General features: G+C 63.7%; 20 protein-coding genes. 16 read left to right on the top strand and 4 right to left on the bottom strand.

Going from position 1 to position 16,280, the window contains the following annotated elements; genetic code table 11:
* Positions 1-53: 53 nt before the first annotated feature.
* Positions 54-245 (bottom strand): hypothetical protein, encoded by a 192-nt coding sequence (locus ACN8M7_RS10470; RefSeq protein ID WP_090382180.1) that lies wholly within the window; start codon positions 243-245, stop codon positions 54-56.
* 130 nt (positions 246-375) lie between these two features.
* On the opposite strand from ACN8M7_RS10470, the gene ACN8M7_RS10465 reads away from it, so the two are divergent.
* From ACN8M7_RS10465 to ACN8M7_RS10390, 16 genes are all read left to right on the top strand, one after another.
* The gene (locus ACN8M7_RS10465; RefSeq protein WP_490260704.1) at positions 376-630 is read left to right on the top strand and encodes a phage tail assembly protein; all 255 of its coding nucleotides are present in this window, start codon (positions 376-378) and stop codon (positions 628-630) included.
* A gap of 146 nt (positions 631-776) precedes the next feature.
* Positions 777-3,167, top strand: coding sequence for a phage tail tape measure protein (locus tag ACN8M7_RS10460; protein ID WP_490260703.1), 2,391 nt, complete (start codon positions 777-779; stop codon positions 3,165-3,167).
* A complete protein-coding gene (locus tag ACN8M7_RS10455; protein WP_490260702.1) occupies positions 3,167-4,039 on the top strand; it encodes a phage tail protein in 873 nt (290 codons plus the stop codon). The genes ACN8M7_RS10460 and ACN8M7_RS10455 overlap by 1 nt, the downstream gene beginning before the upstream one ends.
* A gap of 1 nt (position 4,040) precedes the next feature.
* Positions 4,041-4,256, top strand: a complete 216-nt coding sequence (locus ACN8M7_RS10450; protein WP_490260701.1) for a tail protein X — start codon at positions 4,041-4,043, stop codon at positions 4,254-4,256.
* The gene (locus ACN8M7_RS10445; protein ID WP_490260700.1) at positions 4,244-5,350 is read left to right on the top strand and encodes a phage late control D family protein; all 1,107 of its coding nucleotides are present in this window, start codon (positions 4,244-4,246) and stop codon (positions 5,348-5,350) included. Before ACN8M7_RS10450 ends, ACN8M7_RS10445 begins: the two co-directional genes overlap by 13 nt.
* A complete protein-coding gene (locus ACN8M7_RS10440; protein WP_490260699.1) occupies positions 5,347-5,946 on the top strand; it encodes a phage baseplate assembly protein V in 600 nt (199 codons plus the stop codon). Before ACN8M7_RS10445 ends, ACN8M7_RS10440 begins: the two co-directional genes overlap by 4 nt.
* Positions 5,947-6,010: 64 nt before the next feature.
* Positions 6,011-6,394, top strand: a complete 384-nt coding sequence (locus ACN8M7_RS10435; RefSeq protein WP_490260698.1) for a GPW/gp25 family protein — start codon at positions 6,011-6,013, stop codon at positions 6,392-6,394.
* Positions 6,372-7,496, top strand: coding sequence for a baseplate assembly protein (locus ACN8M7_RS10430; RefSeq protein ID WP_490260697.1), 1,125 nt, complete (start codon positions 6,372-6,374; stop codon positions 7,494-7,496). The genes ACN8M7_RS10435 and ACN8M7_RS10430 overlap by 23 nt, the downstream gene beginning before the upstream one ends.
* Positions 7,489-8,124 (top strand): phage tail protein I, encoded by a 636-nt coding sequence (locus tag ACN8M7_RS10425; protein WP_490260696.1) that lies wholly within the window; start codon positions 7,489-7,491, stop codon positions 8,122-8,124. The genes ACN8M7_RS10430 and ACN8M7_RS10425 overlap by 8 nt, the downstream gene beginning before the upstream one ends.
* Complete coding sequence (locus ACN8M7_RS10420) at positions 8,124-10,040, top strand: phage tail protein (protein ID WP_490260695.1); 1,917 nt, start codon at positions 8,124-8,126, stop codon at positions 10,038-10,040. The genes ACN8M7_RS10425 and ACN8M7_RS10420 overlap by 1 nt, the downstream gene beginning before the upstream one ends.
* A 10-nt stretch (positions 10,041-10,050) precedes the next feature.
* Positions 10,051-10,794 carry a hypothetical protein gene (locus ACN8M7_RS10415; RefSeq protein ID WP_490260694.1) on the top strand — a complete coding sequence of 248 codons (744 nt, stop codon included), beginning with the start codon at positions 10,051-10,053 and terminating at the stop codon, positions 10,792-10,794.
* 2 nt (positions 10,795-10,796) lie between these two features.
* The gene (locus ACN8M7_RS10410; protein WP_490260693.1) at positions 10,797-11,255 is read left to right on the top strand and encodes a YiiX/YebB-like N1pC/P60 family cysteine hydrolase; all 459 of its coding nucleotides are present in this window, start codon (positions 10,797-10,799) and stop codon (positions 11,253-11,255) included.
* A 134-nt stretch (positions 11,256-11,389) separates the two neighbouring features.
* Positions 11,390-11,584 (top strand): Com family DNA-binding transcriptional regulator, encoded by a 195-nt coding sequence (locus tag ACN8M7_RS10405; RefSeq protein ID WP_090384170.1) that lies wholly within the window; start codon positions 11,390-11,392, stop codon positions 11,582-11,584.
* Positions 11,554-12,348, top strand: a complete 795-nt coding sequence (locus ACN8M7_RS10400; RefSeq protein WP_490260692.1) for a DNA adenine methylase — start codon at positions 11,554-11,556, stop codon at positions 12,346-12,348. The genes ACN8M7_RS10405 and ACN8M7_RS10400 overlap by 31 nt, the downstream gene beginning before the upstream one ends.
* Positions 12,349-12,549: 201 nt before the next feature.
* Positions 12,550-12,921, top strand: a complete 372-nt coding sequence (locus ACN8M7_RS10395) for a YkgJ family cysteine cluster protein (RefSeq protein ID WP_061239704.1) — start codon at positions 12,550-12,552, stop codon at positions 12,919-12,921.
* A 170-nt stretch (positions 12,922-13,091) separates the two neighbouring features.
* A complete protein-coding gene (locus tag ACN8M7_RS10390) occupies positions 13,092-13,652 on the top strand; it encodes a nitroreductase family protein (protein ID WP_061239701.1) in 561 nt (186 codons plus the stop codon).
* A gap of 12 nt (positions 13,653-13,664) precedes the next feature.
* Here ACN8M7_RS10390 and ACN8M7_RS10385 read toward each other — a convergent pair whose 3' ends face one another.
* The 3 genes from ACN8M7_RS10385 to ACN8M7_RS10375 form a co-directional block, all read right to left on the bottom strand.
* Entirely contained in the window at positions 13,665-14,993 is a 1,329-nt protein-coding gene (locus ACN8M7_RS10385) for a sensor histidine kinase (protein WP_061239699.1), read from the bottom strand.
* Between the two features lie 63 nt (positions 14,994-15,056).
* The gene (locus tag ACN8M7_RS10380; protein ID WP_061239697.1) at positions 15,057-15,464 is read right to left on the bottom strand and encodes a Spy/CpxP family protein refolding chaperone; all 408 of its coding nucleotides are present in this window, start codon (positions 15,462-15,464) and stop codon (positions 15,057-15,059) included.
* Between the two features lie 137 nt (positions 15,465-15,601).
* Complete coding sequence (locus ACN8M7_RS10375; protein WP_061239695.1) at positions 15,602-16,279, bottom strand: response regulator transcription factor; 678 nt, start codon at positions 16,277-16,279, stop codon at positions 15,602-15,604.
* Position 16,280: the final 1 nt, after the last annotated feature.

Below are 16,280 nucleotides of genomic sequence, written 5' to 3'. Positions count from 1 at the left end.
CGGATGCCCAGGACACGGAAGTCAGAAGCCCCGCCTAGTGCGGGGCTTCGCTTTTATCCCTTGCGCTTCAGGGTGCTGATGTAGCCGCGCAGGTGGGTCAGTGCGGCATGCTCAGGATTGAGTCCGCGCAGCATAGTGCGCCGCTCGCTGCCATCGGGCAGGTAGGTCAGCAGCTCGTCGCCGATCTCGATATAGCTGGCCGTATAGGTCTCGCCTTCATGCTCCAGGGTAACGTTTTCTTCCATCACAGCCTCCGCGCTGGGTTATGGGCGCTTCTCTTTAAACCAGATTAAAAGGCAGCGCCAGTGTTAGGCGCGATGCTCAGGGCTCTTACACAGAGCAACCGATCTCATTGATCAACCTGGAGCATAAAGCATGGCCGATAAACTCAACGTAACCCTCAAGCATCCGTTCATCACCGCTGCCGGCCAGAAAGTCGAGCGGCTGGAATTCCGTCGCCTGACAGTGAAAGACCTGCGTGCGGCCAATGAGCAGGCGTCTGGCAATGCTGCAGTCGAAGAGCTGGTGCTCATGTCGCGCTCGGTCGGGCTTGTCCTGGAAGACCTGGATGCCATGGACATTGCGGACTACAAGTCCGCCCAGGAGCAGTTTCGGCTCTTGTCGGATTGATACCAGCCACCTCGACGAGTGCGAAGCCTTGCTTGCCAGGTGGTTCCGCTTTCAGCCCTCGGAGATCGAGCAGCTGACAGTAGAACGCTTTCTGACCTGGTGCGAGCAGGCCGAGCAGCAAATCCGCCAGCAAAGCGAAGCCAGCCGTGAGCAACCGTAGCCTTAGAGTAGGTCTAGAGATCGGCGCATCCGCCCGTGGGGTTCTTCCCCTGCTGGGCGGGGTGCGCCGCACCCTGACGGGCCTTGGTGACACGGCCAGCAAGCTGACTCGCCAGCATGCCGAGCTGGGGGCCTCGATCCAGCGCAACCTCGGTACGCTGGCACCCAGTACCGTCGCGGCGCTCAACCGCGACTATGTTCGCCTTGGGCAAACCCTCGACACCGTTCGCCGCAAGCAAGAGCAACTCACGGCCCGCCTGGCGCGACGGGATCAGTTGCGCAATCAGCGCGCCGAGTTGCGTTCCGGTGTGCTGGAGACTGTTGCTATCGGGGCCAGCGCGGCGCTGCCGGTCAAGCTGGCCATCGACTATGAGTCTGCCCTGGCCGATGTGAAGAAGGTGGTCGACTTCGACACGCCGGATGGCATCGTCAAGCTTGGCGATGAACTGCTCAGGATGACCCGCACACTGCCTTTGGCCGCTTCGGAGCTGGCAGCCATTGCCGCCAGTGGTGGTCAGCTGGGTGTTGCAGCGGCGGATATTCCCAAGTTCACCGAGACCGTGGCGAAGATGTCCACGGCCTTCGATATGGCTGCAGAGGATGCCGGTGACTCGATGGCCAAGCTGGCCAACGTGTACCAGATCCCGATCTCGCAGATCGGTCGCATTGGCGATGCGATCAACCACCTGTCCAACGCCTCGCCGGCCAAGGCGCGCGACATCGTCCAGGGCTTGAATCGGGTGGGTGGTGTGGCCAAGCAGTTCGGCCTGGTCGAGACCCAGGCTGCAGCTTTGGTGAACGCCTTTGTCAGCTTGGGTAAGCCGCCCGAGGTGGCCGGTACCGCCATCAACGGCATGCTGGCGAAGCTGGCCACGGCCGACAAGCAGCCGAAGAAGTTCCAGCGTGCCCTGCAGGAAATGGGCATGACGGCCGAGGGGTTGAAAGCCTCCATTGCCCAAGATGCACAGGGAGCGCTGACCAGCTTCCTGAACACCCTGAGCAAAGTGCCGAAAGCCGATCAGATGGGCGTCCTGGTTGATCTGTTCGGCCTGGAGTACGCCGATGATGTGGCGGTGCTGGCGGGCTCGATGGATACCTACGCCAAGTCCCTGGCACTGGTGAACAAGTCCTCGAACTACGATGGCTCGATGGAGAAGGAATTCCAGGCCCGAGCTGCAACCACTGCAAACAACTTGCAGCTGCTCAAGAACGGTATGGCGGAGCTGGGGATCAACCTCGGTACTGCTGTGTTACCGGGGTTGAATGATCTTGTCACCTCGATCCGCCCGGTAGTGTCTGGATTTGCCAGCTGGGCAAAAGAGAACCCGGAACTCGTCAGCGGCGTGATCAAACTTGTGGCCGGAGCTGTTGCGCTGAAGTTGGGCGTTGTCGGCCTGTCTTACGGGTTGAGCCTGGGAGCTTCTGGCCTGAACGGAGTGGGCATCGCGATCTCGCTGCTGTCCGGCAAGTTCACCATGATGCGCGCCATGCTGTTGCTGGGCGGCCGTCTTGGCCCCTTCATCACCGGGCTTAGCCTGTTGCGTGGCGGGGCGATGCGGCTTGCGCCTGCACTTGGTATGGCGCGCACGGCGGTGCTCTGGCTGGGCCGCGCACTTCTGATGAACCCCATCGGCCTGCTGATCACCGGCATCGCTCTGGGTGCCTACCTGATCTACCGCTACTGGGAGCCGATCAAGGGCTTCTTCGGCGGGCTGTGGACGGAGATCAAGGCCGGTTTCAGCGGTGGCCTGACGGGCATCCTCGGCCTGCTGGTCAACTTCAGCCCGCTGGGCCTGTTCTACCGGGCGTTCAGCGGTGTCATGAACTACTTCGGGATCGAGCTGCCGGGAAAATTCACCGACTTCGGCGGCATGCTGATCAGCGGCCTGGTCAATGGCATTACAGCGAAGCTCAGCTCTGCCAAGGAAACAGTCGTCGGGTTCGGCAGTGACGTGGCTGGCTGGTTCAAGAGCACTCTGGGTATCCAGAGTCCCAGCCGCGTCTTCATGGCTGCCGGAGCCAACGTCTCGGAAGGTGCTGCGATTGGTATCACCGCCAAGCAGGGACTGGTCAAGCGTGCCGCCTTGGGAATGGCAGCCGCGACTGCAGTCAGCCTTGCCACCCCGCAACTGGCTGCAGCCGAGGGGCCAGCTGCAACTGCAAGTCGCGTGGCCAACCTGGCACGAAGCGTTGGCCCTGCAGCTCTGTCAGGCCAAGCCAGTGGCGGCATCACCATCCACTACAACCCCACGGTAACCGTCCAGGGCGGTGGCCCTGGTACTCAGGAGGCTGTCCAGCAGGCCCTGCAGCTATCGCGTAATGACCTGGAGAAACTCATGCGAGAAGTCATCGCCGATCAACAGCGGAGGGCCTTCTGATGTGGGCAGTACTCGGCGATATCGAGTTCGAGGTGAAGTATCACCCCGGCCGGCAGGATGAGCGCTCAGCCGCGGACTACGCCCAGCATGCACTGATCCAGGGTAAGCCGCGCTTGGAGTGGGTAGGCGACAGCCTCGACGAGCTGACCCTGGAGCTGACCCTGCACTCGATGCTGGTCGACCCCGAGCTGCAGATCCGTCGCCTGAAGGAGGCAAAGAGCGCCCACGAGCCGCTGCCCTATGTGCTGGGCTCGGGTGACTATCGCGGCATTTATCTGCTGACCGAGGTGTCGGTCACCACCCGCAAGACAGATCCTCAGGGCCGGTTGGTCTCGGCCACGGTGAGCCTCAACCTGCTGGAGTACTCCGGTAAATACACCAAGCCACTGCCACGGCCCAGGGCGTTGGTATCCAACCTGACCGCCAACCCGATGGCCCGCGTGGGCGGTGCAGCGCCTGCGCTGGTGACCCCCACACAAAAGGCCCTGGGCATGGCCAAGGTTGCTGGCAACTACCTGCGTGCCGGGGTGGATGCCTTCAACTTCGTGAAGACCCTGCGCGACAACCCGGCTGCCGTGCTGGCACAGGCACCACGCCTGCTCAGCCTGACCGGGCAAGCGTTGCAGCCCCTGCAGGAGTTCCAGCTGGCGGCCGGGCTGATGGAGGACGGTGCCGACCTGGTGCAACTGGGCTTGTCCGTGACCAGTGAGGTGCAGCTCGCTCAGGGTGCGCTCAACCCAATCCGCCCGGAGGCGATCATCAGCCAGGTGGACTACGCAACCAACCGCATCGAATTGGCCCAGGGCCGGCTGAGCGGTGCATCAACCCGCCTGGCGGGCCTGGCCGTCGATGTGATCAGCCGGAGGGCATGACATGGCTGCCGAATACCTAACCCACACCACCGTCGAGGGGGAGCGCTGGGATCAGCTGGCGTTCACCTACTACGGCGATGCCATGCGCTACGAGCCGATTGTCCGCGCCAACCTGCAGGTGCCCATGACCCGCGCACTGCCGGCCGGACTGACTCTGCGCATTCCGGTGCTCGATGTCGTACCCAGCAGCGAGGATCTGCCGCCGTGGTTCAAGTGACCGAGATTCCTGGCCGAGACACGGCCGAACCAACCGTCTGGCGCATTGGCTACCAGGGACGCGACCTAACGGCCGACCTCGCGCCCTACGTGCTGGGCGTGACCTGGACGGACTACCTCAGCGGCCAGTCCGACGAGATCAGCATCGAGCTGGAGGATGTGGACGGCAAATGGCTCACCACCTGGTACCCGATCAAGGGGGATGCCTTGACCCTGAGCATGACCTACCCAGGGCAGGCGCCGCTGAACTGCGGCAGCTTCGAGGTGGACGAGATCAACACCAGCGGCCCGCCCTCAGTGGTGGTCATACGCGGGCTGTCTGCAGGTGTCAGCAAGGGCGTGCGCACCCGTAAGGGATATGCCTATGAGAGCACCACGCTGGCTGAGATCGCCGCCCAGGTGGCCAAGCGCAACAAGTTCGAGCTGGTGGGCGAGATCAAGCCTCTGCAGATCGACCGAATCACCCAGTTCCAGGAACGCGACCTGGCCTTTATCACCCGCGTGGGCCGCCAGTACGGCTACGCAGTCAAGCTGCGTGAGAACAAGCTGATCTTCACTGTAATGGCTGGTCTGCGCGATGGCGCGCCAGTACGCACGATCAGCCGCAAGGAATGCAGCCGCTACGACCTCAAGGACAAGATCAAGGACGTGTTCCGCACGGCCAAGAACACCCACCACGACCCGGACACCCAGAAGACCATCAGCAGCCAGGCGCAGGACGCCCGCGCACCGGATAGCCAGGTTGGAATGGAGACCAGCGCCGACGAGCTGCGCATCAACCAGCGTGCGCCAGACGCCGACAGCGCCCAAGCCCAGGCCGATGCAGCCCTCGGTGAGGCCAATGACGAGCGTGCCGGTGGCAGCCTTAGCCTGCCAGCTGACCGCCGCCTGGTGGCCGGTGCAGTGGTGACCCTGGACGCCAGCTGGGGGCGCATGGCCGGTGACTACCTGATCAACCAGGCACGCCACAACAAGCGCCGCAGCAGCGGTACCACGGCCGATATCGAGATCCGTCGGGTTACGCCTGCGCCGGTACCGCTAATGCCTGGCCTGGCCGGTGAGCCCACCCAGGCCAGCAACGAGGCAACCGCATGAGGCGTGAAGAACTGGATGGCTTGCAGTTTGGCTTGGTCAGCTCGGTGGATTACCTCAGCTGCCGGGTGAAGGTAAGCCTGGAAGAGTTCGATGGGCTGGAGACTTGGTGGTTAAAGGTGCCGCAGCGGCACACCAAGGCCACCAAGAGCCGCCCGCTGATGCCGGAGATGGGTGAGCAGGTGGCTGTGCTCCTGCAGCGCGACGGCGTCAACGGGGTGGTGTTGGGCGGCATCTACTCGACGGCCGAGCCGCCCCCCGTGACGGACAAGGACACCCACTACCTGCGCTTCAGCGACGGCACAATCCTCACCTATGACCGGGCGACCCATGCCCTGGTAGTGGACTGTGTCGGCAGCGCCCTGGTGAAGACGGCCAAAACGGTGACTGTTCAGGCGGGCCAGCCGGTGCTGGTGGTCGCGCCCAAGGTGACCTTGGACACGCCTGAAACGATCTTGACCGGCAGCCTGCAGGTTGCCGGGCCGGTCGCGATCACCGGAGAGGTCACCCTTGCAGCAGGCCTGCAGGCTGTTGGTGATATCAAGACCCAGGGCAAGGTGCTGGATCAGGGCGGGAACTCGAATCACCACAGCCACTGACGGCGGTGGCCCTCTTTAAACCCGATTAAAATGCCTGGCCGGCTAGATTCCTCAACATGGGCGCATGACCACGCCCATCCCCTATACCAGCATCACCTCCGCCCACTGGCAGCCGGCTCTCGACACGCCCGGTGAAGTGGTCGAGGGCCTGCGTGATATCGACCAGGCCATCCGCATCATCCTGACCACGCCGCGTGGCAGCGACCCGCACCGCCCCGAGTTCGGCTGCGACATCAATCTCTATATCGACTGGCCCACCAACCGCGTTGTGCCGCACCTGGTGCGTGAGGCGGTTGACGCTATTCGCCGTTGGGAGCCGCGCGTCACGGTGGTTCAGGTACTGGTCGAGATCGAGGACGAGCGCATCACCCTGCGGGTGCAGTGGAAGGTGGCTGATGGGGTTATCCAGCAAACCGAGGTGCCCTATGCGCGCTCTGCCGCCGCCTGAGTTCGTCAAGATCGACCCGGCCGCTATCGAAGCGGCCCTGGTTGCCCGCTATGAGCAGAAAACCGGTAAGACGCTGTATCCAGCTCAGATCGAGCGGCTGTTCATCGACCAGGTGGCCTACGCCAAGACGCTCGCCCTGATGGCCATCCAGCAAGCCGGTGAGCGCCTGCTGGTACGTTTCTCCGGTGGGCCGATCCTCGACTACCTGGGCGAACTGGTGGACACACCGCGCTTGCTCGCCCAGCCGGCGCGCTGCGCCCAGGTATTCCGACTGCCAGCCCCTGCGCTGCAGGCGGTGCTGATCAGTGCCGGCACGCGGGTCACCAGTCAGGATGGGCGCATTGCCTATGTCACCGAGGAGGCCGTGACCCTGGCAGTTGGCACGACCGAGGTGCGCACTACGGTGGTCTGCGAAACGCCCGGCACCAGCGGCAACGGCTGGGCCATCGGCCAGATTGCAGTGCTGGGGCAACCGCCTGCAGCCGGTATGACCACCAGCAATGAGTCCGTGCCGGCAGACGGCATCGACGATGAAGAGGATGAGCCCTACATCGAGCGCATCATCCTCGCGCCAGAGTCATTCAGCACGGCCGGGCCTGAAGGCGCGTACATCTACCACGCCCGCGCGGCTAGCCAGTCAATCATCGAAGTGGCGGTGCGCGGTGGCGAGGATGACCCAACCGTGCCGGATGGCGAGGTGTGGATCTACCCGCTGACCAAGACGGGCCTGCCCAGCCCAGAGCTGTTGTCGCTGGTGCAAGCCAATGTCAGCGCTCGCAAGAAGCGCCCCCTGACAGACAAGGTGCTGACCAAGCTCTCGCCCGAGGTGGGTTATGCCATCCGGGGCAATCTGACCCTGTACCAGAATACCGATGCAGACAGCGTGCACGCCCTGGCCTTGAAGGCTGCAACCGCCTATGCAGCAGAGCGCCGCGCCGGCCTGGGCCGAGACATCGTGCCCGAGCAGATCATCCGCGAGGTACAGGTTGCCGGGGTGTACCGCCTGCAGCTGACCGAGCCTGCCTTCCGCGACGTGGCCAGCCACGAATGGGCCAACTGCACCGCTATCGAGTTGAACGTGGTCGGTGTCGCCCATGGCTGACCAACTGCCGCCGGCACTGGCTGGTGATGAGCGCTTCGCAGTCCTGTGCGAGCTGCTCCAGGAGGAGTTCGACAACCTCGATCTCTCGCCCATGTTGGTTTACCTGGTCGACGTGGTGCCACCGCAAGTACTGCCGCACCTGGCTGACCAGTTCCACGTCATGGGTCTGGAGGGCTGGCGCTATGCCCGTGACGACCAGGAGCAGCGCGAGCTGATCAAGCGTGCCATCGAGCTGCACCGCTACAAGGGCACGCCCTGGGCCATCGAGCAGGTGCTGGTCACGCTGAACCTCAGCGGCCGGGTGTCGGAGTGGTACGAGTACGGCGGCTCGCCGTATCGCTTCCGCGTTGACATCGAGCTGACAGACCGAGGCATTGATGAGGCCACCTACGACGCCCTGGTCGACCTGATCCGGGAGTACAAGAACAAGCGCTCCCGGCTGGACGCGCTCACCGTCGCACTGACCAACCGCTCCCAAGTACCGGTGATTGCTGCCGCCCTCATCGGTGGCGAGATCACCACCATCTACCCACTACAGCTCGATGGCGTCGAGCAGGCCAGCCCCGTGTTTATCGGAGCCGGCCTGGCGACCATTGAGATCACGACCATTTATCCATTGGAGGCATGATGGCTCAGGACTACTACTGCATCCTTACCAACGCCGGCTTGGCCTACGAGGCGGCGTGTAAGGCCAACCAGGTGCCGATCAAACTGACCCACTTCGCGGTGGGGGATGGCAACGGTGCGGCCTACAACCCCGGCCCCGAGGCCACGGCGCTGCGCCGTGAGACGCACCGGCAGGCAATCAACTCGCTGCTCCAGGACGAAGCCAATCCGAGCTGGCTGATGGCCGAAGCCATGATTGCCGATGATGTGGGTGGCTGGACGATCCGCGAGGTCGGCATCTACACCGACACCGGCCTCCTTTATGCCATCGGGAAGTACCCTGATAGCGTCAAGCCGATCCTGGCCCAGGGCTCTGGCAAGCAGTTCTATGTGCGCGCCATCTTCCAGACCAGCAACGCCACCAGCGTCACCCTGCTGATCGACAACTCGATTGTGATGGCCACCCGCGCGTTCGTCCTGGAGCATGTGCAGGCCGAGCTGGCCAAGCGCGATGCCAAGAACAGCGTGCTGTACACCACAACCGCTGCGATTGCGCTCAGCGGCCTGGGTGTACAGGCAGGGGGCGATTGGCCCAGCGCACTGCCTGCCGGCGCGCGCATCCTGCCCAGGCATCAGGCCGACGCCAAAGACAACGGCATCTATATCGCTGCCGCAGGCGCATGGACTCGGGCGACCGATGCGGATGTAAGCCTTGAAGTGACGCCGGGGCTGCTGATTCCGGTCGAGCAAGGCACTGTGCACGCTGACAGTCTCTGGCAACTGGTCAGCGATGGCCCGATCACCCTGGGCACTACGGCCCTGCAGTTCGAGATGGCCGCAGGACGCACGGGAGTGGCAGGTGGCACCTACGACCAGGTCACGGTCAATGCGCGCGGCCAGGTGGTCGGTGCCACTCGCTCTACCGTGTCCAGCATCGCGGCGGACACCACGCTCACCGCTGCCAGCCGTGGGTTGGTGTTGATCGACGCTGCTGCAGGCAATCGCACCATCACCTTGCCATTGGCCGATGCCGGCCTAGGCGTCATGGATATCCTGCTGCGCCGTGTAGACAACAGCGGCAATCGCCTCAAGGTGCAGGCCAGCGGCGCGAACAAGATCAAGTTCCACACCCACCTAAACGCTGCGGGTTACGCCTTCATTTATCTGATGGGCGCTGGCGACTGGTGGCACCTGCGCAGCGATGGCGCTGGCAACTGGTGGCCAGTCGGCCGGCACGACAGTGATGCACTCGGTCGCCCGGTGTTTGAAAGCACCACCATGGTGTCGCCGGGTGGCTGGGGCGTATTTGCCGGCAGCATGTTCAACCGTGCGGACTGGCCCTGGCTGTGGGATCACGCCCAGCAGTCTGGAATGCTCACTACCGAGGCGGCACGCATCGGCATGGAGGGTGGATGGACTGGAGGTGATGGAGCTGCAACTTTCCGAGGGCCGGAAGGCCGAGGTGAGTTCCTACGCCTGCTGGACGATGGCCGAGGTGTGGATCGCTTCGATGTTAAGGGCACACTCACCAGCGGTAGCGCGGTGATCAGTGCCGTTACTTTCTCGGCTGGCAATTCCGTCGCTATCGGTCAGACCCTTTCAGCCGCTGGCATACCTGTGGGAGCCACGGTTACAGCCTTTACCTCTAACAGCATCACTATGAGTGCGAATGCCACCGCCAGCGGTGCGGCAGTAACCATCACAGTTGCTGGCCGCGTGGCGGGCTCCTCGGCACCAGACGCCATCGCCAAGCACCGCCACCCACAATACGAGTACGACTCGGGTAACTCGGTACCAATCCCGGACGGGGCGACCGCCTCAGACCTGAACGCCAACTACACCGTCGGCTACGACCGCACCTCGCTGATCGGTTACTTCGGCGGGCCAGAAACCAAGCCGCGCAGCCTCGCCTACCCAGGCCGCATCAAACTGATCTGAGGAACCCACTATGCACATCTATATCGCCGACAACGCGGGTGCCCTCACTGGCCCTGTCGAACTCCCGGTAATTCCCGGTCTCGGTATTCAGGTGCCGAGCAATGCCATTCAGCTGGCTGCCAAGCTGGCCAAGCCAGCAGCGGGCAAAGTCTGGGCGCTGGTTGGTGATCAACCCCAGCAACTGGCCGACTTGCGCGGTACGGTTTACCGCACCAGCACAGGTGTAGCCGAGCAGTACAGCGCGCTGGGTGAGCTGCCTGAAGGCCTGACCGCAGTGCCACGGCCTTCATCCGATCACCGCTGGACAGGCAGCGCCTGGGCCTTCGATGCAGCCTTGCAGGCGAGCAATCGCCAAGCTCTATCGGTGGCGCTCTGCCAATCTGTAGACGCTGCAGCCGATGTGGCCCGCGCTAAGGTCGCAGGCGATCCTCTGCGTGCCGTGGAGTATGACCGCGCCGCCAGTGAGGCCCAGGCCTTTTCTGCAGCCAACTACCAGGGCACGGTACCGCCAATGGTTGCCGCCTGGGCAATCAACGGCCGTACCGCACGGCAAGCAGCAGACGGCATCCTGCAGGAGGCCGCGCAGTACAACGCAGCTCTGGTGCTGCTGCGCACCGTGCGCCTGAATGCCAAGGAGCTGATCCGCAATGCAATGACCGCTGGCAATGTCGAGCAGGCGCAGGACATTGCGGATGAAACCATCGCCAGCATCCAAGCCGCCGTCGCCGGCATCGGCAACAACGCAGGGGTTTAGCCATGGGAAGCATCCAGCTGCTGTTCAGCACCACTCACTACCCGTTCAGCGGACTGATTCGCGCCGCCACCTGGTCGCGCTGGAGCCATGTTGCACTGGTTGCCGGACACCATGTGATCGAGGCCGTTGCGCTGGAGGGTGTGCGCCAGGTGTCCAAGACCTACGCCATTGAGCGTGCCTCGGCATACAGCCTGGTGGACCTGCCAGCACGTAACCCGCAGGCCATCATCGACGCTGCGCGCAGCCAGCTCGGCAAGCCCTACGACTGGACGGCCATCGCCGCCCTCGGCCTGCGCCGTGACTGGCAGGAAGACGATGCGTGGTTCTGTTCGGAGTTGGTGGCCTGGGCGGCCGATCAGGCGGGCGAGCCTTGGTTCCGCCAAGAGGCGCTGCGCCGCGTCACCCCTCAGCACATCTGGATGCTGTCACCCGAGCGAGGGCTCTGCCCAATAGAAGGATAAGAGAGGGCTGTCAGCCTGGGTGCGCTAACACCCGAGCTGACCGCCAACCTGCAGATCAGGCCTGCAAGCCAGCCAAGGCCCCCTGCTCACGCGTGAGCGGCGGGGAGCCTACCAGAAGCGCAAAAGGTTTGCAGATGATGAAAGATATTCGTTGTGGTCAGTGTGGCCGCAAGCTGGCAACTGCCAGTGGCTTCACCGAGTTACAGATCAAGTGCCCGCGTTGCCGGACACTCAATCACCTGAAGGCCGAGAGCCTCCTGTTACCGCCATCGAGCGCAACCAGCCATCAGGAGGCACCATGTCCGCACAACCGATCATCCCCTGGATAGGTGGCAAACGCCGTCTTGCAGACCGGATCTTCCCCTTGTTCCCTCAGCACAGCTGCTACGTCGAACCGTTCGCGGGCGGAGCAGCGCTGTTCTTCCTCCGTCCGGTACCGGCCGAGGTCGAAGTGCTCAACGATGTAAACGGCGACCTGATCAACCTCTACCGGGTGGTACAGAACCACCTGGAAGAGTTCGTCCGGCAGTTCAAGTGGGCGCTCAGCAGCCGCCAGGTATTCAAGTGGTTGCAGATGACCCGAGTCGAAACCCTCACAGACATCCAGCGCGCCGCACGCTTCTATTACCTGCAGCAGTCTGCCTTCGGTGGTCGCGTCGATGGCCAGAGCTACGGCACAGCGACTACCCAGCCACCTGGACTTAACCTGCTGCGGATCGAGGAGGCGCTGTCAGCAGCTCACCTGCGGCTTAGCAACACCTACATCGAGCACCTCAGTTGGCAGGAGGTCATTAAGAAGTACGACCGCGAGCACACGCTGTTCTACTGCGACCCCCCGTACTGGGAGACCGAGGGCTATGGCGTGCCGTTCGAGTTCGAGCAGTACCTGGAGATGGCCAGGCTGCTGAAGGTGATCAAGGGCAAGGCGATCATCAGCCTCAACGACCACCCAGCCATCCGCGAATGTTTCGCCGACTTCCACATCGAGACGACCGACATCAAGTACACGGTGGGTGGTGGCAAGGGGAGCGAGGCGAAGGAGGTGCTGATCTTCAGCTGGGACATCCTGGCCGAACCGGCTGGGCTTTTCTGATATTTCTTTGCGCACTATGCAAAAGGGGCCGAAGTGATTTATCTCACCTCAGCCCCTCAATTTTTCGCGCGCGGCGTCAACGCAGCATGGCCGAGCGCAGTAGTTTTCACACGAGCCCGGTGAGGGGGCTTTACAAGCGCATGACCAAGCATAGAATAGCCGCCAGTTGCCGGCGTCCGCCGGTTTCCGAGTTCTCCTCAAATGTCCGAAGCTAATCCCTGCCTCACGTGCGGCGCCTGCTGCGCGTTTTTTCGTGTGTCCTTCTTCTGGGGCGAGTGCCAATCCGCGGGCGGTAGTGTTCCGGACGAGCAGGTCATCCAGATCAGCCATCATTACGTTGCCATGCGTGGCACCGAGAGCAAGCCGGCGCGCTGTACCCAGTTGTTGGGTGATGTCGGCTGTGGCGTGCGTTGCACCATGTACGAGCAGCGTTCCAGCAGTTGCCGCGAGTTCGAGGCGTCCTGGGAGAACGGTGTGCACAATCCGCGCTGTGACGATGCACGCAAGGCCCATGGCCTGCCGCCGCTGACGCCGCCGGTGCAGCCGGTGATCACGCCTGATCGGGTCGCCTGACGGCGGCTGCAGGCCAGCATGTGGCCCGGATGCAATCCGAGGCCGGCAATCGGGATCGCATCCGGGCTGCGGCTTGACGGGCTTCTGACATCCGCTGCGTTCATTACTCAGCTTGCGGCGTGCGGCTTGCAGCATTGAGAATGCACCTTCTTTGTTTTTGGAGGTGGCCGATGGAGGCTCTCGACGCTCTGCTCAACCGTGTTTCCGTTCCTCGGCTGGTCGAACCGGCTCCGGATGCCGCGCAGCGTGATCTGCTGTTTCGTGCCGCTCTGCGTGCCCCTGATCATGGTCAACTGCGGCCCTGGCGTTTTCTGACGGTCGAGGGCCAGGCGCGTGAGCGCATGGGCGAGTTGTTCGCCGAGGCCCTGCAGGTGGCCGATGCCCAGGTGTCGCCTGAGGCGCTGAACAAGGCGCGTGGCATGCCGTTGCGCGCACCATTGCTGGTGGTGGTGATCGCCCGCGTTCAGGCGCATCCCAAGGTGCCTGCGTCCGAGCAGGTGATCGCGGCTGGCTGTGCGGCTCACGGCATCCTGCTGGCGGCGCATGCCCAGGGTATCGGGGCGGTCTGGCGTACCGGAGACATGGCCTACAACGCCCATGTGGGCAAAGGCCTGGGCCTGGCTGCGGACGAGCAGGTCATTGCCTATCTCTATCTCGGCACGCCGGAACGTGAGTTGCGCCGTGCCCCGCAAGTGCTCGTCGAGGACTTCGTCAGCGCCTGGCAGGGCTGAGCGAATAGCGCTTCAGCCTGCCTGCTGTGTGGCCGGCAGGCTGAGCGTGGCGATGAAGCCGCCCTCAGGATGGTTGGCCAGCAGCAGCTCGCCACCATGGCGTTGAGCGGCCCTGCGGGCGATGGCCAGCCCGAGGCCGTGGCCGGAATTGCTCTGGCCGGGCGCGCGAAAGAAGGGTTCACCCAACTGTTGCAGGTGCTCGCTGGCTACGCCCGGGCCATGGTCGCGCACGCTCAGTGCGACATCCGATCCCTGGCGCTGCACGCTGATGATGACCGGTCGATCCGCCGGACTGAAGCGAAAGGCGTTGCGTAGCAGGTTGTCCAGTGCGCGTTCCAGCATCTCCGGCCAGCCTTCCAGGCGTGCCCCGGGGTCGAGATCGATCTGCAGTCGTTGTTGCGGGGCGGTCAGACGCGCGTCGTCCTGAAGGTTGTCGATCAAGGCGCTCAGGTCGACGCTTTGTGCTGCGCCCGGGTCTGCATCCAGACGGGCCAGGGCAAGAATTTCACTGATCAGCGTTTCCAGCCGATCGCATTCCTGGCTTAGCCGTGGCCAGAGTTTTTCCCGTTCCGCCGCATCGGCGCGCTCGGCCAGGGCCAGAGCGATGCGCAGGCGTGCCAGGGGCGAGCGCAACTCGTGAGACACATCGCGCAGCAACTGGCGCTGGCTGCCGATCAAGCCCTGCAGGCGTTCGCCCATGCGGTTGAAGTCCTTGGCCAGCAGGCCCAGTTCATCGCGGCGGGTGGCCAGGCGAGCCAGGCTGTTCTGCTGGTAGGCGGTCTGGCCGAGGTCATGCACGGCACCGCGCAGGCGATCCAGCGGGCGGGTGATCGACAGCGTCAGCATCAGGCTGAACAGCGTCAGTACCACCAGGGCGATGGCGATAGCACTGAGTGGCCAGAACAGGCTGCCACGGTGCCAGGCTGCCAGCTCCGGGTGTGGGATCCGGTAGATGAACAGGTAGCTTTCGCCGCTTTCCGGGCTGGTGTATTCGGCCGTCAGGCGGCGCCATGGCAGGCGCCGGTCATCGCCGTGACGGGCCTCGAAGGCTGCTGCGCGTGATGGGAAAGTGCCTTTGACCAGTTGCTGGCCGCTCTCGCCAAGTACCTGGGTGTCGATGCGGTACTTACGCTTGCGTTGCTCGAGGAAGTCCTGCGCGGCTGCCGGCCCCTGCTCCTCGTAGCGCTTGACCCATTTGCTGTCGAGGCCGTCCAGGCCTGGGTGCAGGCTCAGGATCCAGGCGTCCTGGTTGAGCGCGCGCCCGAGCAGCAGCGACAGGCCTGCGACCAGGGCGATGGCCAGCCAGAAACTCGCCAGAATGCGCCAGAACAATGAACGCACGGTGATTCCTCATGCAAAAGCCGCCGGGCTCGGAGAGCGCGGCGGCGGGTCAAAGAGAGTGGATCAGTTGGTCTTGCTGTCCTTCTCGGCCTTCCAGGCCTTGAACTCGGCCATCTCGGCGCGACGGGCCTGCATTTTCTTCTGGTGCTCGTCGAAGGCTTTCTGCTGCTCGGGGTTGAGCAGGTCACGCAGCGCCTTGTGCTGATCGGCGCGGGCCTTGTCCAACTCCTTCTTCATGGCCTGTTTCTCGGCTTCCGGCAGCTTGTCCAGGTAGCGCTTGGTGATGTCGCGATGGGTCTTCATCTGCTCGCCCATCAGTTTGCGGAATTCCTGGCGCTGCTCCTGGCTCAGGTTGAGCTCCTTGAACATGCCGTGGTCGCGCTCATGGTGGCGTGGACCTGCCTCGGGCATGGCGAAGGCCAGGGTCGGCAGCGTGGCAGCGAGCAGCAGGGCGGTGAGGGTCTTGCGCATGGTGATTCTCCTTGTCTCGAAACCGGTAACGACCGGATGGGCTCATTATGCGGCGGTCAAGGTCAAGGGCAGTCAGGCGTGGGTAAAGCTTGGGTAAAGACGATGTTGCGGCTTATTTACGCTGCACGCAGGTGTGCTCACTGCGCGTAGTAGTAGCCACGCCCGCGCAGGGCGAGAATGCGCGGGCGACCGTCAGGGTGCGGACCGAGCTTCTTGCGCAGGTTACTCACGTGCATGTCCAGGCTACGGTCGTAGAGCGTCAGCTTGCGGCCTAGCGCCAGTTGCGCCAGGGCCTGTTTGTCCACCGGCTCGCCCGGTTGCTGCAGCAGGGCTTCGAGCAAACGGCTTTCGGAGAGTGTCAGGGGAATGTCGTGCTCGCCGATGCTGACCACGCCGCGATTGGGGCTGAAACTGAGGTCGCCCAGCTGCAGCTGGCTGCTGGCCGGTGCGGGCGCGGTGCGGCGCAGCACGGCCCGCAGACGCGCAGTCAGCTCGCGCGGATCACAGGGCTTGGCCAGATAGTCATCGGCGCCCAGCTCCAGCCCGAGGATGCGGTCCAGCGGCTCGCCGCGGGCGGAGAGCATCAGCACTGGCAGCTCCGGATGCTCGCCGCGTAGCTGCTTGAGCAACTCCAGGCCGCTGCCGTCCGGCAGCATTACATCGAGCACCACGGCGTCAGGTGCCTGCGTGAGGAGAGCCTGGCGGGCCCCCGCAGCCTCGTGGCAGGCGGTGACCTGAAAGCCCTCCTGGGTCAGCCAGCTGGCCAGCAGCTCGCAGAGTTCCTGGTCATCATCGATCAGCAGCAGGCGGCTCATG

It is taken from the genome of Pseudomonas spartinae, assembly GCF_965197125.1.
GTDB classification, from domain to species: domain Bacteria; phylum Pseudomonadota; class Gammaproteobacteria; order Pseudomonadales; family Pseudomonadaceae; genus Aquipseudomonas; species Aquipseudomonas composti_A.
Note: the sequence above shows the minus strand (reverse complement) of the source record. Positions and strands in the feature narration are given on the sequence as shown.